The organism is Acinetobacter gandensis (genome assembly GCF_001678755.1).
GTDB lineage: Bacteria > Pseudomonadota > Gammaproteobacteria > Pseudomonadales > Moraxellaceae > Acinetobacter > Acinetobacter gandensis.
On the sequence record NZ_LZDS01000029.1, the window covers coordinates 153,363 to 177,349 of the forward strand.

A 23,987-nucleotide genomic window follows, 5' to 3' on the forward strand; every position below is an offset into this window, starting at 1 on the left:
AGGGATGATTGATTGAAAATTAAATATTTATCGGCTGATATTTTAAGCTTATATTATTTCCTTGAACACAAGTAATTCTGCTTATAAATCCGACAATTTCAGTCAAATTTATTGAGTACAAAAAAATACTTAAATCCTAGTTTTTTGCTCTGCTTTATTTGACGGACAGTTGACAAATTAACATTTAAATTCTTTCTAATTTTATGAATTTACGATATTTTTTATATTTATAAATTGAACCAACGCACACAATATGCTATCAATAAAGCATAGGGTTTAAAGCAATAATAGTGGAGATTTTCTCATGTCATATCAACAAATTTTAGTCCCAGTCGACGGTTCAGAAATCTCATTTTCTGCAGTTAAAAAAGCAGCCATCTTGGCGAAAGCATTTAATAGCCAACTGACGCTGATCAGCCTTGTTGCTGAAGACCCATTTACTGATGCGGATTTCTATTATTCTTCTGCAATCATGAAAGAATATTTTGTCCAGGCCTATGCAAATGCTGAAGCTGCATTAAAAGAAGCTTTGACAATTACTGCAAGTGAAGGCGTAGACGCACAAAGTAAAATCGTGAAAGGCCAAGTTTCTGCTGAAGGTGTGGTTGAAGCAGCCAATGAAGTGAAGGCCGATTTAATTGTAATGGGTTCACATGGTCGTAAAGGCTTCAAGAAAATGCTTTTAGGTAGTTTTGCTCAAGATGTATTAAGTAATACTGAACTTCCAGTACTTGTTGTTAAAGCATAAATGTTTAAGCCCACTTCGGTGGGCTTTCTATTCTCAATATGATAATTGCATTATTCTGATTTACGAATATCTTAAAAATAATAGCCATAACCAAGGAAACTGATCTATGAGTCAATATAAACAAATTTTAGTTCCTGTAGATGAATCTCCTATTTCTTATTCTGCTGTTGAGCATGCATTAGCACTGGCAAAAAGCCAAGATGCCCATGTCACTATAGTAAGTGTGGTTGCTGTTGACCCTTTTGTGGGTGTTGACTTTTATGCCATTGCACCAGCGATTACTGAATACTTTATGCAAGCGGAAAAGAGCGCACAATTACGTTTAGAAGATATTAAACAATCTTTTATTCGAGATGGTATTGAAGTCGATACACGTCTGGTACATGGTGTGTCGCCAACTGAAGGTATTTTACAAGTTGCCGATGAACTCAATGTCGATTTAATTATTATGGGTTCACATGGCCACACTGGCTTGAAAAAAGCCATGCTCGGAAGCGTTGCACAAAATATTTTAACGCAGTGCCCAATCCCCGTGTTGATTGTAAAAGAATAAATAAAAAAGCCCTCATCGAGGGCATTTTTATTTATGTGATAACAATGTAAATTAGGATTGGCCAATAATTTTATGCAAACTTTGTAAATAACGTTCTGCATCTACACCCACCGAAAACTTTTTCTCAAAAAGCCCTGTGCTTTGCACACTATTAGGTGTGTATTCAACTGCTACAACAAAAGCATTGTGAACATCTTTAGATATACGAACCGCAATAATATGATGGGAGTTTAAATAAAATCCACCATCCACCTTAACCAACATACCTGCCTCAAAAATTCAAATTCTTGGGTTTAAAGATTGGCGTGTATATAAAACACACCCTACTTCGACACACGAGATCTTTAAGCCTTAATATTCTACGCTTATTATGTGATATATATTGCATTTTATATTAATTTAAAGTTAACAATCACACTTAAAAATTTAGTTTTATTATTAAATCTTTTGTTATCAAGTTAATAGTTTGACTTTTATAACTTAAAAAATTTGCTCAAAAAGATCTAAACCTTGCTTTCAGATGCAGCATTAAAAAACCCTGCTCATCTCTAGATAAACAGGGTTTAATAATTGATTTAAAACATGCAAGTTAAATCAGTATTTCAACGTCAGCTTAAACACTCAACATACTGTTTAATGTTTCAGACACATTTTTTGACTTAACCAATGGTTTTAATGCCTCAAGTTCAGCCTTCACTGTACTGCGCTGTGGTTCAGCCAAAGTATACCAACGCGACAAAATTTGCAGTAAACGAGAGCCGACAATCGGATTTTTCTCATCCAATATTTTTGCCAAATTAATAATATGTTGAACACCAAAACTCCAAGTATTGACTGGATTTGCATTTAATCCACCCGTTACAGCGCGAATACGGTTTGGCACTTTCAAGTCATAGTCAGCGTGTTCAGTCAGTGCCTTAATCGTTTCAGCCGTTGCTTTCGGATGTGCTGCTTGAAGCATAAACCACTGATCCATAGACAAAGCTTCATCTTTAAATTTGGTATAAAAATCTGCTAAAACAGCTTCCGCTTGTGGTGCATCATTCCATACTAATACTTTTAACGCGCCTAAGCGTTCAGACATATTTCCAGTAGTTTGATATTGCTGTTCAGCCAAATCAAATACATCTGCATCGCCTTGACGTGCCATCATCGAAAGCATGATGTTTTTCAGTGCTCGAACACCCATGGCTTGAGAGAAATCTTTTTGTAGATCCGGATCAAGTGTTAAATAGGTCTCTTTACAGAATGCGCCAAGTTCACGTGCCAAAGTACTCAATAGCGCTTCACGCTGTTCTTGTACTTTTTCTGGATTATATTCAGTGTCGATACGACTACCTAAATAACCTTCTGTTGGTACCTCAAATAATCGTGACGCCAACAATGGATCGCGTTGAACCACACTTGGTAATGTTTTTTGAATAGCTTGAATATAAATATCCGCATCATGGCCATTTAACAAAATACGTTCTAACAAGGTTTGGCTGGCTTGCCATTGGTTAAAACCATTCGGCTCGTACTGCATCAGGAATGCAAGCTCTTCATCTGAATAGTTAAATTCAAGATTAACGGGTGCAGAGAAGTTACGCAGTAAAGACACAACAGGCTTGGTTTTTACACCGCTAAATGTAATGGTTGCAGTATCGGTATCAAATAAATACACGCCATCTTTAATGCCATTTTCAACCAATGCATCTGAGCTGAGAAGTAACTGTTCACCACTCGTCGCATCAAACAATGCCAAAGCCACAGGAATAGGCACAGCTTTTAAATTTGGATATTTCGGGTGTGCCTTTAAGCTTTGTTTCAAGCTTAAAGTATAGGTTTGATTTGCAGCATCGTACTCACCTTTTGCTTCAAGTTTTGGTGTGCCCGGTTGGTTATACCAAATCAAGAAACTCGACAAATCTACACCTGAACCCGCTGTCAGTGCTGCTACCCAATCTTCAACAGTCACGGCTTGACCATCGTGGCGTTTGAAATATTCGTCAGTACCTGCACGGAATTTTTCTTTGCCCAAGAGTGTCGCCATCATGCGGTTAATTTCCGCACCTTTTTCGTACACTGTCGCGGTATAGAAGTTATTAATTTCAACAAAATGATCTGGACGCGGTGGATGTGAAAGCGGGCCTGAATCTTCTGGAAACTGATGGGCTTTTAGCACTGCAACGTCATCGATACGTTGTACCGCAGCAGATTGTAAATCTTCTGAGAACGACTGATCACGGAATACCGTCAAACCTTCTTTTAAGCACAGTTGGAACCAGTCACGACAAGTAATACGGTTACCTGTCCAGTTATGGAAGTATTCATGTGCAATAACTGACTGAACACGCATAATTGCAGCATCTGTCGTATATTCTTCATCAGCCAGCACACATGAGGTATTAAAGATGTTGAGACCTTTGTTTTCCATTGCGCCCATGTTGAAAGCACTAGTTGCCACAATCATATAATTGTCTAAATCATATGGACGACCATAGTGTTCTTCATCCCAACGCATTGAGTGTTTTAATGCTTCCATCGCAATGTGACATTTTGGAATATCTTTTTCTTCAGCATATATTTCTAAAGCAACATTACGACCTTCAGACGTCACGTAATGATCTTTAAGTACAGCCAAATCACCAATCACGCAAGCAAATAGGTAAGACGGTTTTTTAGTCGGATCTTGCCACACGGCATAATGACGACCCTCACCCGCTTCACCTTTTTCCAATAAGTTACCATTTGCAAGTAAAACTGGAAATTTCTTATCGGCTTCAACACGTGTAGTAAATACAGACAGAACATCTGGACGGTCAGGATAGAAAGTAATTTTACGGAAACCTTCAGGCTCATTTTGCGTCACAAATAAATCTTTTCCGGCAAGATATAATCCTTCAAGCTGAGTATTATTTTCAGGATGAATCACCACTTGAGTTTCAATCACAGCCTGATCTGGCGCATTCGAGATGCGTAGTTGTTCTGCATCTAATCGATAAGCATCTGCTGAAAGTACTTCTCCATTTATTGAAATGGATTTGAGTTCTAAATCACGCCCTAACAGTACAAGATCACCAGCCGTTTGACGCTGCATCACCAGTTTGCTATTTACATGGGTATAGTCATCAAACACTTGAATATCAAGATCAATACTATCAACTACATATGAAGGTTTTTGATAATCTTTTAAATATACAGTTTGGTCTGCTTCGACCATTGGATTTGCCGCGATGTTCATATCTTGTCCTGTTCCTTTGTTATCGTCGATCAGCGAAGCGTGAAAAAAATTCTAACTCGCTTGATCATACGACAAGTTTTATTGGCTGTCTGCGCATTTACAATGTTTTATATATGGGCGCAATTCCACCTATTTTCAATCATTCAATGAGAATAATTCTTTAAGTTTGGCGCATATTTAGGCATCTCTATAGCAATATCAGTGCCGTATTATTTGACTTCGGTTTTAGATTGATTCATTTAAAAAGCTTTGCATAAAAAAAGCACATTTCTGTGCTTTCTCTGACATTTATAAATCTTCACTGAAATTTAAATTTTTAAAGCCTTTAACTATTTGGAAAGATTTGGTCAAGCGCTGCGTCATAATCTGCCACAAATACAAAAGTAAAACGAGATACAAAGCCTTTTAGAAATTGTTCAATTTCATCAGTTGCTCCCGCGACATAGACCATTGAAACATTATGCTGAGTTGCTAACCCTAATAACTCCAAAGTCTTCTCTAACGTTTTATCGTGCCCAATGACCAATGCACCGACCATTACGCCTTGGTCTTTTTTATAGAGCTGCATACGAGTGATATTGCTTGTTTTTAATGCATCTGACATTTTGTATTTCCAATACGAATCTAAAGAGTTATTCACCATCATTTCCAAACGAATCTGCCTACCGATAGCAACCTATTGAGTAGCACAAATCCATTTAATTCAACTTTTAATTGAGTGCTCCATAAAAGGTGCAATGAAGATAAAATAAAATTTCATTCAATTTAACATAAGAGCCGTATAACCGCTGAAAAATCAGTGATTTTAAAGATGACTTAATCTGTCTCTCTGTGTTTTCACAATGTGCACCAGTATGTATCAATAAAAACATCTAGACTTTGAATAAATATTGCACTCAATCCTAAAATAGCTATTTATAGAATTGTTACAACTTAGACCCGCATAAAATATATTTTAAATATCAATAGATTAAAAATTATTATTTGATTTTTTATACATATGAATTTCAAGCTGATTATTTTGTGCACACTTTTTGCAATACCTATCTTGTAAAACAAACTTAATATTTATCAAAACAAAAAAGAGGTGCACTATGTTTATTAAAGATCATATTGTTCGGATGGAGAATCTTAAAACTTTAAAAGCGTTGGATGCCGCAAATATCGATCATAAAGTAATAGCAATGTTTATGAGCTGCGAAGGTGTCCCACTTCAACCTCATGAAGTAAGTTCGATATTGAACACTTACGATACGCTTGGCGCTAAAAAAGTGCCATCAAAAAAAGTACAAGCTCTCATTAATGCGAAACAACTTGGCGAGGAGGATGAATCAATTCCATGTCCAGCAGCCTATTAATTTTTCTTTTCAGCTAAAGTGCTGCAAATGATGCAGCACTTTTTTTATGCAAGCAAGAAAGGTATTAAATTCCGTAACCCGTACTTAAATAGAGATGTGTATAATCAACTTGAGCTTATCGAAATGATCTACAACTATGTTTAATGTGCTACGCAAACAAATGGATGACAGTACACAATGCCCTTTGTGTCGAGCATCTATGTATTGGGTAGACGCAGAACAAATGGATCAGGAATTCAACTTTCACGAATGCAGTCACTGCAAGCATCAAATCTTTCCTGAACAGCAATTGAATTGCCATTGTGAAAGCTGCCAACTTGCCCGTAAAAAACTACTCAAAGAAACGCGATTACAAGAACAACGCAAATTAAAAAATAAGGTTTTACAAGAACGTGAACTCAGTGAATTGAGTTTTGTGCAAAAACTTTTTCTACTTGCACTACTGGATAATCACGTACATGAGCACACTACACATGTGGAATACATTGATTGGGAATCCATAAAATATCATTACATCAGCCCCAATTATTTTTTTCAGCAAGCACTAAAAAAGCATTTAGTTAACGAGCAAGTTTTAATTGTTAAAGATAGTGCAATACAAGCTGAACAGTATTATATCAATGTGCGTTTAGATGGATATTCTGAACCGAGTCTATTTAGCATTACCACGCAACTGCGCGCTTGGTTTTATCAAAACCTCGCTATGGGTGTCGCATTCAAAAGTGCTGATGAAGTTAAAGAAACTTTGTATCTCGTGTTGTATCAAGAAATTGTTCAATTTATGCAGTTTTATTGCAAAACATGGGGAATCCAAATTGCTGGAAATAAAAGTTTCCAAGTGTTCTGTTACCGTTTATTAGACAGTTTGGCTGTCGGGCAAATCTATTACATGATTCAGTCTGCTTTAGAATACCTGCACAAGCAAAAAGCATTACAAGTTCGAAATGAAAATTTCATTAATACCAATCTATTGAAAAAGACCTTGCAGCAGTATCGTGAGCGTGGCCTACAAGAGAAATGGGAAACTTTTACCCTACCACGTCCGCCACAACTCCCTTTTAGCAAAATGAGTGAAATTTTACTGTTTAACTTTCTCGGACTAGATGAGAGCATTTTTGTGCAACCTATCCGCCATGCTTGGAAAAAAATTGAGCCTCGTTTAAGTTTTTACTCAACCAAACGTTGTATGTATTGCGGTTCACAGGAACTCTCTGTGGATTATGACGCTGAGGACTATGTCAGCTTATTCTGTCGTAATTGCAAACATCAAGACCACTACTTCACCCGTTAAGGGAGAACATGAATGAATCAATCTGAAAAATTTAATTCCACTATGAATACTGATTTATCTGACTTAAATAGTCCTCTCCTAGAAAGTGTTATCCAAGCTTGGACTGAACTTAAAACCAATCAACCTTTGGTGCATATTATTACCAATGCAGTTGCGAGTAATTATGTAGCCAATGTCCTACTGGCTGCAGGTGCATCACCTGCAATGATCGACAATCCTTTTGAAGCTGAAAGTTTTGCAACAATTGCGAGTGCTATCAATATTAATTTAGGTACGCCTACATCTGAACAAATGCAGGCAATGCAAATTACTGCGCAAACTGCACAGCAATTAAGTAAAGTTTGGGTGCTTGATCCTGTCGGTTATGGCCCAGTACTGCCATGGCGTTCAGAAATGGTAAATACTCTTTTGCAATATAGACCGAGCGTTATTCGCGGCAATGCATCCGAAATCAACGGTCTAGCCGGTAATCAAGGTGAATCTAAAGGTGTGGATAGCACCTTAAATAGTGCTGAAACCTATTTACAAGCCAGTACCCTACTCGAACACTGTGAATGTGTTGCAATCTCAGGGGAATCCGATTTTATTTTATCTAAGCAAATGAATACAGTAGTTAAAATAAATGGTGGTAGTTATCTACAACCCAAAGTGACTGCATCGGGTTGTGCATTAGGTGCACTCATCGCTGCCTATTGTGCTGTCAGTGAGAATGTAACGACTGGAACCGTTGCTGCACATATTCACTTCGCCATCGCTGGGCAAAAGGCATTTGAGCTTGCATCAAGTGTCGGCAGTTTTAATGTTGCCTTTTTGGATGAAATATTTAATCTCAAAGAAGAAGACATACAGCAATATGCAGACATTGAAATTTTACCACTCTAAGTTAGATAGTCTTTATAAAAAAGCCTGTACCCAAAATGAATTAGTACAGGCTTTCAAGAGTAATCCAAGTTTTAAAACTATTCTACTGTTGCCATTGAAGCATCATTAGATATTTCAATATCATCATCATCAGCAGCAGCATGCATGTCCTGTTCAGTCGGATTACTCAATAGCATGTCTAAATCGTAATCCCCTGTATAAATTATATTTTTAATCTTAGGGCAACCTTCTTCACTCATTTCATATTTAATAATTTTGGCTTCATTTCCAATTTTGAAATCAGCTTGCACAGTATGTGCTTTTTCATCAAAACGAAGTTTAGGGTGAATTGATGTAGTTGGATCTTGCGTATCCGTGAAGATATCGAAATCAATATTACATAGGTTTTGAGATTTCTTGCAGTGAATTTCATCATTTAGACGTTGTGCCATATTACTTTCAAAATAATGCTCTACTTTGGCTTCATTTAAAGTATTTAACTTTAGATTGTCTCGGTAAATTTGCTGAACCAAATCTTCAGCTGATTCACATCGATCACTTTTATTTTGAATGGGGTCATTCGTAGGCTGGCAAGCACCTAAAAATATAACCATACTCAGCCCAATCCAATGGCTAACCTTATTCAACAACATAAAACTTCCATGTATAAAATATTAATTATTCGACTGATCGCCCCATTGCGATATTCATTGTTGCTTCAAAAATCGTACCAACATTTAACTTGCAAATACACATCATGCCCATACCATCAAAATAATCGGGAACATGCTGCATAAAAAATTGAATGTGTTCATCTGATTTATTTCTTAAACGTATTAATTGCTCAGGTGTCACTTTTGGCAAATCACATGGGTGTACAAATATATCCTCTCCACGATGTTGTACATCATGTTGCCTAGCTTTAAAGACGTTTAATACTTCAACATATTCTTCAGGCATCGGGACACCCTGTCGCGGATAAAATTTGACGGAACGTGAAGCAAATAAGGTATATACCTTTGGCTGCGTTAAAGTCGTGACAAACCACATCGGCATTGAGGCAAAACGAATTTGGTATTGCATTGCCACTTTAATCGCTGAGTTTAAAGTCATATTACGGCGACGATACTCAGGTAAAAAACCCGCACGTGAATTAAAAATTAAAATCGGACGTTGATTATGTTCAAGCTTTAAAATACGTATAATATTTTGTCCGACTAATTGATTCTTATGAAAAAATTGGACAACAGGAATCGCAACAGCATCTGCATCATGCATATATTCATAGACTTGTTCGATGCTCGAATTTGGGAAAATTTTCCGATCAAACTCCCACATCTGCTGAAAATATGTATGTTTAGATTCTGCGGGTAGTTTACTGAAATCAATAATGCTCTCAGAAATTTTCATACACCCAACCCCAATCCTCTTTTAAATTGTGCTTTACACATCTTTAGGCAAATTCACTTATTGCTGCACTCCATCCAAATCGAAATTTCGTGCTTAAACATTTTTAAAATAAACTTATTTGAGAAAATAATTATTGAACTATAAAACGATAAGAATTCATTAAGGTGGTAAAAATTTTATCTGTGTTTTCATTCAAGCAGCCTAGCCTATTCATCATTCAAAAAAATGGAAGAAAATGCCAGTACCTATGAGCTGTATTTATAAACTAAGTGTTACATTGTGTAAATATAAACGAGCCTACAATTTACTTTTTATCGAAATAATATGTGGCATGGCGCAGATATTAATATGGGTAAAAAAAAGACAGCTTCGAAAAGCTGTCTTTTAACATCTAAATGGACGTATTAAGGTTGATAGAAAATCTCAACAGTCTTAATCCGGTTATCATCCATTTCGGTCACTTTAAACTGAATACCATTAAATTCAATTTCAGTACCAACAGAAACATTACCTTGTGTTTGGTCTAAAATTAAACCTGACACACTGATGTAACCATCATCTTCTTCGATTAAATCAAGCATGCCCAGCTCTAGCTCAAGTTGATACAAATCCAACATACCTGATGCTTTCCAGTGCTGATCATCCATTTTCACTAAATCGAGTTGTTCATCCGCATCAGGGAATTCACCTGCAATCGCCTCAAACACATCGAGTGGAGAAATCAAGCCTTGTACTGCACCGAATTCGTCAGTTACCAGCACCAATGAGCCTTTTGATGTACGCAAAGTATTAATGGCATCAATCACTTTCATCTTTTGGAAAATGAAGATTGGGCGATGACGCTTAATCAGTGCTTTTAAATCTTCTTCGCTATCAAGCACATCGATCAGTTCTTTCGCACGCACTATGCTGATCACTTTGTCCAAGCTACCACGACAAACTGGGAATAAGCTATGCGGGACAGAAAGCACTTGCTCACGAATCTGCTCAGGCGAATCATTTAAATCAACCCAAGAAATTTGATTACGTGGCGTCATAATTGATGCAACTGTACGCTCAGCAAGCGTCAATACACCACCAATCATATAGCGCTCTTCGTCTGCAAAGGTTTCCTGTGCTTGACGCTGACCAACCGTTTCAGCCTCAATACGACCACCCATCAATTTTAAGATGTTATCTGCCGTACGATGACGAAGCGGAATTTTTGATTCATGTTTGATCGCATTACGTTGTGTAAATTGGTTAAATGCTTCAATTAGAATGGCAACACCAATACCTGAATAGATATAACCTTTCGGAATATGGAAACCAAAACCTTCCGCAATCAAACTAATACCGATTAACAGCAAGAAGCTTAAACATAAGATCACAACTGTAGGATGGCGATTGACGAATGCAGTTAATGATTTAGATGCAAGTAACATCACTGCCATTGCAACAACCATTGCAACCATCATGACATAAATGTTGTCAACCATACCAATTGCGGTGATCACCGAATCTAAAGAGAATACGGCATCTAAAATAACAATTTGTGCAACAACGGCTGTGAAGCTTGCATAAACAACATTCGTTGTAACTTTAACTTCAGGTTTACCTTCTATTTTTTCGTGCAGTTCAGTAACTGCTTTATAAACAAGGAATAAACCACCAAATAATAAGATCAAATCTCGACCAGAGAATGTCCAATCAAATACGGTAATAAGAGGTTGAGTTAAGGTGACTAACCAAGAGATTGCAAAAAGCAATCCAAGACGCATGATTAAGGCAAGTGACAGACCAATGACACGTGCTTTATCACGTTGTTCTGGAGGAAGTTTTTCAGCCAAAATGGCAATAAATACGAGGTTATCAATACCCAGTACAATTTCTAAAACAATTAAAGTAAGCAAACCAACCCAGATACCGGGGTCTAATAAAAATTCCATTAGTTAATACCCTCACTCTGAATTGTAAAAAAATTAATTAGACCAGCGCACGGCGACGGATCCATAATGTTAACCTCTATGACTTAAGACCTTTTTATTATGCACAATCTTCAGAATTTGTATTGTGCAAATAAATATTTTTTTGATAATTACTCTAAATTTTAAATGATCTGGATTATTTTAAGATTAATTACTAAGCACTAAACATATTTTTTGTAATGCAATGATCTTACTTTATGTAATTTTATGCGCCACTTTTTTTCATTTTATTTTATGTCAATGCTGTAAGTTCAAATCGCTTGTTCAACCCACATCAAGTAAAGCGTATAAGAAAAATTTCATCCAAAACGTGTTGCTACAACTATCAACAGCAGCAAAACTAATGTAGTAATACTTAACAAATCAATAAATTCTTCTTAATTTATTACTCTCTCAATTCCAATACAGAAAAAAATAAAATATTTTATGACCTTCTATGAATGACTTAGTCATAAATCTTAGCTGGTTAAAACTAAATCAGTATTTTCTATTAAGATAATCTAAAAACGAGATATCAGTATCCTTCCTTTTTTTTAGTGTGAAGTATTGCTATTACCCTCTATTTTTCAATAGAATGTTAAAACATTAAATAAAATTACAAAAAAATTCAGGGGAAACTTCATGACAAAAAAATATTCAAAATTTTTGCCGTCCACGGACGACTTCAGTTTAGAAAATTTTCCATTCTATTGGGTAACTCAAGTTCATGCACAATACGTATTGAACGTTGATCATGCGCTCAAAAAATATGGTTTAGACAACTCTCGTCGTCGCATTTTACTCGCACTGAAATCTAAACCACATGCAAGCGTTTCTGACCTTTCAGAAATGGTCGTATCTAAAATGTCGACAACAACTAAAATTGTTTATCGACTCAAAGATGAAGGTTTAGTTGATACTTATTCATGTGAAGATGATGCACGAATTACCCGTGTCGTTTTGACTGAAAAAGGCTCAGAAATGACACAAAAAATTAATGATTTAACTAATGTCGTTCTTGAGCAATCATTTGAAGGTTTAACGCCATTACAAATTGAAAAAACTATGGAAAGTTTGAAACACATCTTCAAAAACTTAGCACGCTAAACATTCTGCATCACCGAAGTATCAATCGAAAAAGTTCAGTTGGGGACTGATTTTTTCGATTTTTATTTTGGGTACATGCGTACATTCAAATTCTTCAACTGGGAATCCGTGTATAAAACTGCTTATGTCAGGGCTTCTCCATGTGAGCCATTCTTGTAATCGGTCATGAGGAATAATAATAACTGAGCGTTTAACATCACCAGGCTCATGAAAGTCCTTCATCATTTCATGATCAATCGCATCCATGGTAATCATGCTACTAGATCGTATAATTTCATCCCCTTGTTTGCAGATTTCATAAAGTGCTGCAATATAAAAAGCTTGCCCATCTTTACGTCGAACACCCCATCGCTGAGGCTTATTTTCTATATATTTGGATTCATAAAATTCTGAAACGGGTATAACACCAAACTTACATTTAGAAATTGAATTTAAAAATGTTGGCTTTTGAAATAAGGTTTCATTGCGTGCATTATAGGTTTTTAATGCAATAGATTTGTCTTCTGCCCATTTCGGTACCATACCAAAACCAACTTTCCGCCACTCAAGTCCCTGAACAGATGCAAACAAAAGTGGAAGATCATAATTTGGATACACCTCATCGGGATACTCAAAAGTAATCTCAGGTAAATTTAATGACTTTAACTGAGCTAAAGTAATGGGTTTGAAATTGGCGCACATAATATACCAATGCGGTTCTCACAAATGAATACTCAGTCTTTCATAAATAAGTAAAGATTGAAATTTAAAAGCGCACCAATTGGTACGCTTTTATTAAAATGTGTAGTTTAGACTGGGAAAGTTTGCCAATGAGTTCGGGTAAATTCTTCAAAGATCCATTCCCCATTAAAACGCCCTAGTCCTGAATTTCGTTCACCACCAAACGGTGCATTGGCATGGTCTGCAACACTAATGCCATTAATGTGGGTCATTCCAACATCAAGTTTGGATGCAAACTCCCCACCACGTTCTAAATTCGAAGTACAGACTGCACTCGACAAGCCAAAACGGGTTGAATTGGCAATTTCAAGTGCATGTTCCTCATTTTGAACTTTGATAATAGGCAATACTGGGCCAAAGCTTTCTTCTAAGGCAATATCTGCATGTGGATCCACTTCAGTAAAGATATGTGGTGCAACTACTTGCCCTTCTATACCACCTGCATAAGCTAAAATTGCATTGTGCTGAATGGCATTTTGAATAATGGTTTTGAGTTTATCCACTTGGCTAGCATTAATGATTGGACCGATTAAGGTATCCGCCTGATTAGGATCACCGACGACAATTGTTTTTACTCGCTGAATAAGCTTATCCACATAAGCATCATGTATAGATTCATCCACAATGACGCGGTTCGTACTCATACAGATTTGACCTTGATGCAAAAACCGCCCCATTACAGTCAATTCAACAGCTAAATCTAAATCTGCATCATCCAAAATTACCAATGGCGCATTACCACCCAACTCTAGTGCAAGCCGCTTAATTCGTGAACTTGCCAAAGCTTTCACGCCAACTTGCTTACCGACTTCTGTAGAGCCAGTAAAAGAAATCATTTTAGGTACAGAATGTTCTACAAAATAATCCCCAATTTCACTGCCGCTGCCTGCAACAACATTCAATACGCCATGCGGCAAACCTGCTTCTTCAAATAATTTGCCGAGTAATGTACCACCTGTGACTGGCGTATCACTGGCTGGTTTAAGAACAACAGAGTTTCCACAAGCAATCGCCGTCACCACAGAACGCATCGATAAATGAAATGGAAAGTTCCATGGGCTAATCACCGCTATGACACCCAATGGCTTACGCAGTACAAAACTCTTTCGGCTCGGATCTTTACTCTCCAGTTGCGTGGTTTGCATTTTTTCAGGAAAACTCAGAGATTCTTTGATAATGCCAAGTGCTGCATCAACTTCAATATTGGCTTTTAAACGTGTACTACCAGATTCATCAATCAACCATTGAATAATTTCTTCGCGGCGCTGCTGAATAATTTCGCTCAACAGAGTAATGACTTGCTTACGAACTTGAATCGCTTTGATTCGTTCATCTTTAAAAGCGTGTTCTGCAGCACTATAAGCACTATCTACATCAACACTACTAGCTGCTTGTAAGTCAAAAATGAGCGTTTGATTATATGGATTTAGATTTTGGACATGACGTGTTGAAGTCCCAGCTCGCCATTGCCCACCTATATATTGAAGGTCTAAAGCAGTATATGCTGACATGATTTCAGTCCTATTTTTATCATTCGTTCCAATGTAAATGCTTCAGTTGTGAAAAGCTATGATAAAAACAGGATGAAACTTTATAATTAATTTCTTTTACAACCCTATACTTTAAACAGGCTGATTAATCTGCTGCATCGCTTTATAGATTCGCCAATAAATATAACAGCTTATGATAACTTCAAAACTTAGGTCTTTAATTGTGGTGATTTGCTCAAGCACAGCCTCATCCATATTCACGGTCAACATGGGTAACAGCCCTTCGACAACAACAGCGATCAAGATAAAGAGGACTAAACTCTGAATCGTCACGGGCAAATACAATGCGATAAAGCGTTTTAAAAAATCTCGACCATGTTCGCCACCATTGGCTTTAAAGATGGCATTCACCCAGCTAATCAAAAGCCCTATTTGCAGAATAAATGAAGCCCAAGCTTCAGTTAGTTTAGATTCTGGGGTTAAGGTCAGCGCTAAGTAGCTAAAGAAAATCAATATTGAGCTGGCAATATAGTAGTTTTTATAATGGGTTTCTGAGACTTTATTCAGTCGTATATCATCCACCAACCGATTTACATTCCATAAATACATGGCGTTTCCTTTTCATTTTTTATGTCGACATTCTAACTTTCTCAAGCAATAAAAAAAGCCTCCGAAGAGGCTTTTTTTGGATTTACAGATTAGTCACCTGTATAACCTTTTAATTTTAAACGGTAAGCATGAAGAAGCGGCTCTGTATAACCAGAAGGCTGCTCGCCACCTTTGAATACTAAGTCATAAGCTGCTTTGTATGCATAACCATCAAAGCCTGGGGCCATTGGTGTGTAAAGTGGATCGTTGGCATTTTGCTCATCCACAACTTTCGCCATGCGCTTAAATACTTCTTCAACTTGTTCAGCAGTTACGATACCGTGACGTAACCAGTTCGCAACGTGTTGAGAAGAAATACGTAAAGTTGCACGGTCTTCCATCAAACCCACGTTGTTGATGTCTAGAACTTTTGAACAACCTACACCCAAATCAACCCAACGAACGACATAACCTAAGATGCCTTGAAGGTTATTTTCGAGTTCTTTAGTTTTCTCTTCTTCAGACCAGTTTGTATCTGTCGCTAAAGGCGGCGTTAACAAATCATCTAAAGATAGTGGCTGAGTATTCAACAACTCTTTTTGACGCTCAGAAACATTGCACTGATGGTAGTGAATCGCGTGAATTACAGCACCAGATGGAGACGGAACCCATGCACAACTTGCGCCAGCTTCTGGATGCTCAATCTTAGTTTTGTACATATCAAGCAACATATCTGGTTTTGGCCACATGCCTTTACCGATTTGCGCTTTACCACGTAAGCCTGCTTGTAGACCGATCATCACGTTACGGTTTTCGTAAGCTGGGAACCAGATTTGAGATTTCACTTCGCCTTTACGAACGAATGGACCTGCTTCCATGAAAGTATGGATTTCGTCACCTGTACGGTCCATGAAACCTGTATTAATAAAGATCGTGCGATCTTTCGCTTGTGCGATACAGTTTTTCAAGTTCACAGAAGTACGACGTTCTTCGTCCATGATACCGATTTTCAAAGTCTTCGCAGGTAGACCAAGCGCTTGTTCAGCACGCTCAAATAATTCAACTGCAAATGCAACTTCTTCTGGACCGTGCATTTTTGGTTTAACGATGTACATAGAACCTTTACGAGAGTTCTTGTTTTCGTTTTCGCCCTTGATGTCTGCAAACGTCAATAACGGTGTGATCAATGCATCCATGATGCCTTCGTAGATTTCAGCACCATCTACAAGGATCGCAGGGTTTGTCATCAAATGACCCACGTTACGAAGAAGCATCAATGAACGACCGTGAAGCGTAGTTTCACCACCGATCAAGTTTTTGTGCGTACGGTCTTTGTTCAATGTACGAGTAACAGTTTTACCATTTTTCTCAATAGACTCAGAAAGTGTACCTTTCATTAAGCCTAACCAGTTACGGTAGCCTTCAACTTTCTCTTCAGCATCAACTGCAGCAATTGAGTCTTCCAAATCTTGAATTGTGGTTACCGCAGCTTCAAGAACTAAGTCTTTAACGCCAGCAGCATCTGTTGAACCAATTGGACTCGTCGCATCAACTTCAATGATTACATGTAAACCATTGTTTAAAAGTACGATTTCAGTTGGTGCAGCTTCGTCACCATTAAAACCAACAAACTGAGCTTCTTTCGCTAAAGTTGCAGTTGAGCCATCTTTTAGGCTTACAACTAACTTTTTGCCCTCTACCGCATATTTAGTTGCATCTGCATGCGAACCATTAGCTAGCGGGAAAGTTTCATTTAAGAAGTTTTTAGCAAATTCGATAACTTTTGCGCCACGAGCTGGGTTATAGCCCTTACCTTTTTCCGCGCCGCCTTCTTCAGAGATCACGTCAAAACCGTAAAGCGCATCGTAGAGTGAACCCCAACGTGCATTCGCAGCGTTTAAGCAGTAACGTGCATTACGCACAGGTACTACCAATTGCGCACCAGCCAATAATGCGATTTCTTCGTCTACATTTTCTGTGCTGATTTGAAAATCTTCTACTTCTGGTAATAAGTAGCCAATTTCAGTAAGGAAAGCTTTGTAAGCTTCGAGTTCAAATTTGTTGTTGCGGTGCCATTCATCAATTTTAGCTTGAATGTCGTCACGCTTAGCCAATAGTGCTTTGTTCTTTGGGCTAAGATCGACAACGACTTGTTCAAAGTTTTTCCAGTAAGTTTCACTGTCTAAACCTGAACCCGGTAGTGCTTCATTTTCGATGAAATCGTAAAGTTCTTTAGCAATCGCTAACTTGCCTTTTTGAATACGTGCAGTCATTGTCTTTCCTGATATTGCTATTTTTTATAACAAGAGATTCTAGTATACCCATTTATACTTTGCTGAATAGTACTATCACATTCCTAAATAATGATCATTTTCTATGTAATGAAATACCCTCATCATTCAACATAATAAAGATCAGAAATACGACGTCATCATCAGCCTGAATACCTTTTTACAGTGTATAAAGTTTTTGAAATGTCGAAATTAGACTTAAGTGCAGAATTTTGTTCTAAAACTGAACAAATAGACCCAAGCATCTAACAAACTCACTCGATTAAGCCATGAAATACGCTGAATGTCGATGCTACAACTTCAACCAATCAGTTTAAATTTAACGCTTTTATCGATGAATTATTAAACAGCCCGACTTCTTATTAAATGATGCTTTTATCTTGCGAAATCGCTTTTAAAGTCGATTGTTCGTTCTACATTTTTTCTTATCTATACAAGTAATCTAAAACTAAAAATAAAAAAAAAAACGCCATTAAGGCGTTCTTTTTACATTACAACAAAAACTCTTAATTTTCTACGGTAGATTCTGGTGCATTGATTTGACGATGCGATGTTTGAAGATAATCATCAGACTGCATTTCAAGCAAACGTGAGCGGGTACGCTCAATTTCAAATGCCAACTTCTCACCTTGATAAATATCAATAATACTATCTTCAGATGTAAGGAGTAATTTTACGCCACGATCATAGAATTCATCGACCAAATAAATAAAACGACGTGTACCTTCAGAAAGGTAATCTGTTAAATGCGGAACATTACTCACCAAAACCGTATTATAAATATTGGCAATTTCAATAAAGTCTGCAGGACTACGTGGCTTCAAGCATAGCTCAGAATATTCACACCAAAGCACATCCTCAGTATGGCCAATCGTTTCCACAATTCGATTATTAATTAAAATTGCTTCTTGCGACTGCACTTGTGTTTGCGTCAATGCCGTAAAGCGCTGCGCCATCCACAGTTTATGTTCATGAGTTAATGGTGATTTAAACAACTGCGCTTGCTTCAATACACGTAAACGGTAATCCACACCTGCATCGACATTTAAAATCACGCAATTCTTTTTCACCATTTCAATGGTCGGAATAAAACGGTCACGATGAATACCATTTTTATATAAACCATCTGGTGCAATGTTTGAAGTTGCTACAAGTGTGATTCCACGTGTAAATAATTTCTGGAACAAGTCACTTAAAATCATTGCATCAGTAACGTTTGATACAAAGAACTCATCGAAACAAATCACCACAGCTTCTTTGTAAATTTGATCTGCAACAAGCTCTAATGGATTACGTTGTCCTGATAGCTTATTTAACTCGCGATGCACATATTGCATGAAGTGATGGAAATGCATACGAGTTTTACGGCGAAATGGCACAGACTCATAGAACTGATCCATTAACCATGTTTTACCACGACCTACACCACCCCACATGTACACACCCTTCGGTGCAGTTTGACGACGGAAGCGACGGAATGCTTTTTTCGACGCTTTAAAACGCTGTATTAATTCCTGCCAAACACGATCCAGCTCATGCACTGCTTGCGCCTGCTCTTGATCTGGTAAAAATTGACCAGATGCTAAAGCTTGAGCATAACGCTCAGCCGGTGAAATCGGTGTGAAAGAGGTGTTTTGTGTAGACTGAAATTCGGACATATCATTGAATACTTTTTTGGGCTACATAAATTATAGCGGAGATTGAATTTGAAGATATAACACTTTGGCATTAATCAACTTAGGCTATTTGTTATATTGGCGCGGACTATGACCAAACCAGCGTTTAAATGCGTGATTAAACGCCGCCGGCTCAGAATAACCGAGCAATTCTGCAATCATTTCAATTGAATACTCATTATATTCAATCAGGCGTAAAGCCTTGTCTTTAATAATATCTTCACGAATTTGCTTATAACTAGTATTTAACTGCTGCAATTGATGACGTAAAGTTCGTTCCGGCAAATTTAGTGCCTGTGCGGTTGCCGCCATACTCGGCATAGCTCCACTTTGCAATTCTAAATAATCCTGAACACGTTGAATTAGTGATGGTGCATTTTCATCAGCAGACAAACGCTCTAGCTCAGTAATACATTTCGACTCATACAAACGAAAGGTAATCATATCCGCCGATGGAATACGGATATCTAATACATTTTCATCAAACCAAAAGGCAGCACATGGTGCTCCAAAACGAACTTGGGTTCCATAATAGTCTGTGTACATTTGTAGCGTTTCAGCTTGTTCAGGTTGAGCAAATGGCAAATCTATTTCAACTTGAGGCGTCGAAAGCCCCATCATCTTATATAAGTCACGAATGAACTTATACGTCCCAGAAATTTCAGACTGCGCAAGTAAAGCACCCAAAGGTGAATACACATCTTGCGGCTGATAGCATAGTGCAACTTTATGGTTACTCATTTGCAAACTCAACCGTCCAGTTAAGTGCGTCAGTTGTTGAAAACGAATACCTTGATTGAGCGCTTGGCGTAATGTGTCACTGGTGACCAAAAGCATCAGCAATGGACCATATCCAGCGAGTGCATAATGCTGCCCTATATAAAGTCCTTGCTCAGGTTCTACATCTTTACCTATAACTTTAAGGACATCCCATTCCAAACTCGGATGTATAACAGATGTGGGATCAAGTGCATCAACACGCAGCCCAATGCTTTGCAAACGCTGATCTACATCTACGCCTGCTTTACGCATACCTTGCACTAAATACATCAGGCTGAGAATAGATCGCTTCATAGACTCTAGAAAATATAAATTTCTTCTTTTTTACTACAAAATGATGACTTTGAAAATTGCCGTTTTGATCAATATTCCTGTCATCACTATCATATGCTTTGAATAGCTAGGTCATATATGCTAGTTAAAAAATAAGCATGGATTTCTCAGCATGATGCCAGAAGCAACAACAAAAACATCTCAAAACAAGACCACACCAAACACACTTCGCACTCAAGTTGCCATTATTGGCGGCGGTTTTGGTGGAATAGCGATGGCGATACGCTTACTCCAACAAGGCAATCAAGACTTTCTAATTTTAGAAAAAGCCAATGAGTTCGGCGGAACGTGGCGTGAAAACCGTTATCCAGGCGCTGCATGTGATGTGCAGTCACATATGTACTCTCTTTCATTTGCACCTAAAACAGATTGGTCTAAACGCTATGCTGAAGCCCCAGAAATATTTAGCTATATCCAAAGCGTAACTCAAGAATATAACCTCAAACAATTCTGCCGCTTTAATTGCGAAGTTTTATCTGCCAAGTATGATGAGCAAAACTGTGAATGGAAACTTGATTTAAAAGATCAATCTACACTGATTGCTCAATATGTCATTTTTGCTTCAGGCCCACTGCATGTACCGCAAATTCCACATATTCAGGGTATTGATAAATTTAAAGGCAAGGTTTTTCACTCCTCACAATGGGAACATGACTACTCACTTGAAGGTAAAACAGTTGCTTCGATTGGCACTGGTGGCAGTGCAATTCAGTACATTCCTGAAATTGCCCCTCAAACTAAGCAACTTTACGTTTTTCAACGGACTGCTGCTTGGGTCATTCCACGTGATGAACGTAGTTATCATGGTTTAGAAAAATCATTATTTAAAAAATATAATTGGTTTCGAAAAATTCACCGTGCTCGCCTGTATTGGACCAACGAATCACGTGTCGTTCCAATTGTTAAACCTATGACCATGAAATACGCACAAAAACTTGCTGAGTTATATATTAAATATCAAGTAAAAGATCCATCTTTGGCACAAAAGTTGATACCCAACTACATTATGGGCTGTAAGCGTATTCTTATCTCTAATAAATATTTTCCAACCTTTAACCGTAAAAATGTGGAATTGGTAACAGATGCCATTCAAGAGATCACTGAAAATAGCATTATTACCAAAGATGGAAAATCCCGTGAAATTGACTGCTTAATCTACGGGACTGGTTTTATTACTGACCCACGTATTTATCTCAAGTCCTTTGAATGTATTGGTGAAGAAGGTAAAGAACTGAAGCAGCAGTGGCAAGATGGCGCAGAGAGTTATTACGGCATTAGTACTAAAGGCTTTCCAAATTTGTTTCAACTATTAGGGCCAAATACTGTACTTGCACATAACTCTGTGGTCTTTATGATCGAAGCGCAAGTCGAGTATATTTTACAAATGATGAAACTGGTTTCAAAGAGTAAATCCAATGCCATTGTGGTTAAAGATGAAACTCAAAACCAATACAATGATTATGTGCAACACATGCTTGAAGGTACAGTTTGGCAGTCAGGTTGCGTCAGTTGGTATCAACAAAATGGTGGTAAAAACTTTGCATTATGGCCAACGTATACATGGAAATACTGGCTTGCTACACGCAAAGTTAACCCGGCAGACTTCAGACTTTTAAGTAAAAGCAAAGCAAGTCATGCAGCTTAAGCAATAACAGTTCATAATAAGCAGATATTGATTATCTGCTTATTGATTTTATGCAATCTTTTTGGTTAATTTTTCAACTCTTAGCATGCCTAGGATTAGGTTTTCTTTTTGCTAAAAGACTTCCAAGCTGGTTAGAAAAACTAGCTTTCAAAATACTTCCCTATTTCACCTATGTTTTACTATTTGCGATTGCAATCGAATTTTCTGAAACAATTCATACCATTACTGCGCCTTGGCAAATCCTTTCATCAGCTATGCTCATTGCTCTAAGCACATCGGTTGGTGCTTTTATTTGTTGTTATATTTTATTTAAATCATTGGGCTATCAACCCAGTCATGGCAAAGTATCCATGCAATTGGTCACGAGCTCACTGATTAATATCAGCTACGCATTTATCGCCCTAGGTGCTGGCTATGCTTTCGCTGAAATCGTCGCATATTTCCATATTAACCCACACATCAGTACATGGAATTTACTTTTAGTTTTTATGTTCCTGATTGGACTTGACCTTGCTTATTCTCCACTCGACCGTTCTTGGTTAAATTGGAAAATTTTCCTCGTGCCTTTAGGTTGTATTGTTGGGTCATTAATTGGAGCATTTATTGCTGCATATTTTTTACCTAATATAAATTTAAAAGATTTAATTATGCTGTCTCAGGGTTATGGTTTCTATTCCATGACGGGTATTGTGGTTTCAGAATTAAAGAATGCACATTTAGGCAGTATTGCACTGATGAATGATTTATTTAGAGAAATCTTTGCAATCGTATTTATGTATATTATTGGCTGGCGTTATCCACGATCAGCTATTTCATCTGCAGGTGCAACAGCAATGGACGTTACATTACCAATGGTGAAACAAGCCTGTGGTAATGATTTTATTCCACATGCAATGGTAAGTGGTTTTATCTTATCAGTACTCGCACCAATATTTGTGAGTATATTGGCAGCTATCTAACCCCTCACCTAAATCCTCTCCCAAAGGGAGAGGAGCTCCTCCTTCCCATGGCAGAGAGTTAGAGAGAGGGTAAATATTAAAGTGTCGCTAAAATATCTTTCATTGTCTGACGCATATTTTCCGACTTGGTAATCGGACGCCCAATCACTAAATGTGTTGAACCATCAAGCATCGCTTGTTTAGGTGTCACAATACGTTTCTGATCATCTGCTGCTGAGCCTTCAGGACGAATACCAGGTGTAACCAAAGCAAAATCATTTCCCAATGTATCACGCAACATTTTTGCTTCCTGTGCCGAACACACCACACCATCCAAACCGCTGTCTTTGGTTAGAGTTGCAAGTCGCTTAACTTGTTCAAAAGGCTCAATATCTAGACCCAAATCTTTTAAGTCTTCGCGACCCATTGACGTCAAAACAGTTACGGCAATTAACTGTGTATTATAACTACCCGCTTTTAAACGCTCTACACAAGTTTCCATCATTTTACGGCCGCCAGACGCGTGAACATTCACCATCCAAACACCCATATCTGCCGCTGCACATACCGCTTGTGCTGTGGTATTCGGAATATCGTGGAATTTTAAATCCAAAAAGACTTCGAAACCTTTGTCATGTAATGCTTTAACAACAGATGGTCCTTCGTGAGTAAATAGCTCTTTACCAACTTTTACCCGACATAATACAGGATCTAACTGCTCTGCAATTGTAAGTGCGTCATATTGGCTTTTAGCATCTAATGCAACAATGATACTCAAGAGATCTACCCTTCATTCTGACAAAATAAAAAGCATTATAAATACATTCCACGTGCGCAGATAGTCATAAAACTCAAGTTAATTGAATCGTTTAATTTAAACCAAGCTATGTAATTATTTTATATAGAATATGTGAGTTTGAGAAAATGAAATCCCATAAAAAAACACCCTAGTATTCACTAGAGTGTTCAAAATAATAAATTTAAGTGACTGTTAGAAAATTAACAGTACACCTAATCAGCAAATATTGC

The 23,987-nt window shown here is 37.6% G+C and carries 21 protein-coding genes; 8 read left to right on the plus strand and 13 right to left on the minus strand.

All coding sequences use genetic code 11. The features are described 5' to 3' along the window. Positions 1-304: 304 nt before the first annotated feature. Positions 305-748, plus strand: coding sequence for a universal stress protein (locus tag A9J31_RS14270; protein WP_067767402.1), 444 nt, complete (start codon positions 305-307; stop codon positions 746-748). A gap of 106 nt (positions 749-854) precedes the next feature. Next, positions 855-1,301, plus strand: coding sequence for a universal stress protein (locus tag A9J31_RS14275; RefSeq protein WP_067767404.1), 447 nt, complete (start codon positions 855-857; stop codon positions 1,299-1,301). Positions 1,302-1,352: 51 nt separating this feature from the next. On the opposite strand, the gene A9J31_RS14280 is transcribed toward A9J31_RS14275, so the two are convergent. The 3 genes from A9J31_RS14280 to A9J31_RS14290 all read right to left on the minus strand — a co-directional run bounded on the left by A9J31_RS14280 (position 1,353) and on the right by A9J31_RS14290 (position 5,128). Then, positions 1,353-1,565 (minus strand): hypothetical protein, encoded by a 213-nt coding sequence (locus A9J31_RS14280; protein ID WP_067767406.1) that lies wholly within the window; start codon positions 1,563-1,565, stop codon positions 1,353-1,355. 349 nt (positions 1,566-1,914) lie between these two features. Beyond that, positions 1,915-4,524, minus strand: a complete 2,610-nt coding sequence (gene pepN, locus A9J31_RS14285; protein ID WP_067767408.1) for an aminopeptidase N — start codon at positions 4,522-4,524, stop codon at positions 1,915-1,917. Between the two features lie 325 nt (positions 4,525-4,849). Beyond that, positions 4,850-5,128 (minus strand): hypothetical protein, encoded by a 279-nt coding sequence (locus tag A9J31_RS14290; protein WP_067767411.1) that lies wholly within the window; start codon positions 5,126-5,128, stop codon positions 4,850-4,852. Positions 5,129-5,618: 490 nt separating this feature from the next. On the opposite strand from A9J31_RS14290, the gene A9J31_RS14295 reads away from it, so the two are divergent. The 3 genes from A9J31_RS14295 (at position 5,619) to thiM (ending at position 8,055) form a co-directional block, all read left to right on the plus strand. Further along, complete coding sequence (locus tag A9J31_RS14295; protein ID WP_067767417.1) at positions 5,619-5,882, plus strand: hypothetical protein; 264 nt, start codon at positions 5,619-5,621, stop codon at positions 5,880-5,882. A 136-nt stretch (positions 5,883-6,018) separates the two neighbouring features. Next, complete coding sequence (locus A9J31_RS14300; RefSeq protein WP_067767420.1) at positions 6,019-7,173, plus strand: hypothetical protein; 1,155 nt, start codon at positions 6,019-6,021, stop codon at positions 7,171-7,173. A 12-nt stretch (positions 7,174-7,185) separates the two neighbouring features. Beyond that, positions 7,186-8,055, plus strand: coding sequence for a hydroxyethylthiazole kinase (thiM, locus tag A9J31_RS14305; RefSeq protein ID WP_067767423.1), 870 nt, complete (start codon positions 7,186-7,188; stop codon positions 8,053-8,055). Positions 8,056-8,132: 77 nt separating this feature from the next. Here thiM and A9J31_RS14310 read toward each other — a convergent pair whose 3' ends face one another. The 3 genes from A9J31_RS14310 to A9J31_RS14320 all read right to left on the minus strand — a co-directional run bounded on the left by A9J31_RS14310 (position 8,133) and on the right by A9J31_RS14320 (position 11,372). Beyond that, positions 8,133-8,648: a hypothetical protein gene (locus tag A9J31_RS14310; RefSeq protein ID WP_067767426.1), complete on the minus strand. Its 516-nt coding sequence runs from the start codon at positions 8,646-8,648 to the stop codon at positions 8,133-8,135. A gap of 64 nt (positions 8,649-8,712) precedes the next feature. Continuing rightward, entirely contained in the window at positions 8,713-9,444 is a 732-nt protein-coding gene (locus A9J31_RS14315) for a hypothetical protein (RefSeq protein WP_067767428.1), read from the minus strand. Positions 9,445-9,848: 404 nt separating this feature from the next. Beyond that, on the minus strand, positions 9,849-11,372 hold the full coding sequence (locus tag A9J31_RS14320; protein WP_067767431.1) for a TerC family protein: 1,524 nt from the start codon (positions 11,370-11,372) through the stop codon (positions 9,849-9,851). Between the two features lie 660 nt (positions 11,373-12,032). Here A9J31_RS14320 and A9J31_RS14325 point away from each other — a divergent pair. Beyond that, the gene (locus A9J31_RS14325; protein WP_067767435.1) at positions 12,033-12,497 is read left to right on the plus strand and encodes a MarR family winged helix-turn-helix transcriptional regulator; all 465 of its coding nucleotides are present in this window, start codon (positions 12,033-12,035) and stop codon (positions 12,495-12,497) included. 21 nt (positions 12,498-12,518) lie between these two features. Here A9J31_RS14325 and A9J31_RS14330 read toward each other — a convergent pair whose 3' ends face one another. The 6 genes from A9J31_RS14330 to A9J31_RS14355 form a co-directional block, all read right to left on the minus strand. Next, positions 12,519-13,178, minus strand: coding sequence for an SOS response-associated peptidase family protein (locus A9J31_RS14330; protein WP_067767439.1), 660 nt, complete (start codon positions 13,176-13,178; stop codon positions 12,519-12,521). A 107-nt stretch (positions 13,179-13,285) separates the two neighbouring features. After that, positions 13,286-14,728: an aldehyde dehydrogenase family protein gene (locus A9J31_RS14335; RefSeq protein ID WP_067767442.1), complete on the minus strand. Its 1,443-nt coding sequence runs from the start codon at positions 14,726-14,728 to the stop codon at positions 13,286-13,288. Positions 14,729-14,839: 111 nt separating this feature from the next. After that, positions 14,840-15,316, minus strand: coding sequence for a hypothetical protein (locus tag A9J31_RS14340; RefSeq protein ID WP_067767445.1), 477 nt, complete (start codon positions 15,314-15,316; stop codon positions 14,840-14,842). A gap of 89 nt (positions 15,317-15,405) precedes the next feature. After that, on the minus strand, positions 15,406-17,568 hold the full coding sequence (locus A9J31_RS14345) for a malate synthase G (protein ID WP_067767448.1): 2,163 nt from the start codon (positions 17,566-17,568) through the stop codon (positions 15,406-15,408). Between the two features lie 524 nt (positions 17,569-18,092). After that, on the minus strand, positions 18,093-19,244 hold the full coding sequence (gene zapE, locus A9J31_RS14350; RefSeq protein ID WP_067767451.1) for a cell division protein ZapE: 1,152 nt from the start codon (positions 19,242-19,244) through the stop codon (positions 18,093-18,095). Positions 19,245-19,328: 84 nt separating this feature from the next. After that, complete coding sequence (locus A9J31_RS14355) at positions 19,329-20,336, minus strand: AraC family transcriptional regulator (protein ID WP_067767454.1); 1,008 nt, start codon at positions 20,334-20,336, stop codon at positions 19,329-19,331. Between the two features lie 154 nt (positions 20,337-20,490). Here A9J31_RS14355 and A9J31_RS14360 point away from each other — a divergent pair, with 154 nt between their 5' ends. Both A9J31_RS14360 and A9J31_RS14365 read left to right on the plus strand, forming a co-directional pair. Next, on the plus strand, positions 20,491-22,020 hold the full coding sequence (locus tag A9J31_RS14360) for a flavin-containing monooxygenase (RefSeq protein ID WP_067767624.1): 1,530 nt from the start codon (positions 20,491-20,493) through the stop codon (positions 22,018-22,020). Positions 22,021-22,070: 50 nt separating this feature from the next. Next, positions 22,071-22,979: a LysO family transporter gene (locus A9J31_RS14365; RefSeq protein WP_067767457.1), complete on the plus strand. Its 909-nt coding sequence runs from the start codon at positions 22,071-22,073 to the stop codon at positions 22,977-22,979. Positions 22,980-23,055: 76 nt separating this feature from the next. Here the strand turns inward: A9J31_RS14365 and pyrF are convergent, their stop codons facing one another. After that, positions 23,056-23,736: an orotidine-5'-phosphate decarboxylase gene (gene pyrF, locus A9J31_RS14370; RefSeq protein ID WP_067767459.1), complete on the minus strand. Its 681-nt coding sequence runs from the start codon at positions 23,734-23,736 to the stop codon at positions 23,056-23,058. Positions 23,737-23,987 lie beyond the last annotated feature (251 nt).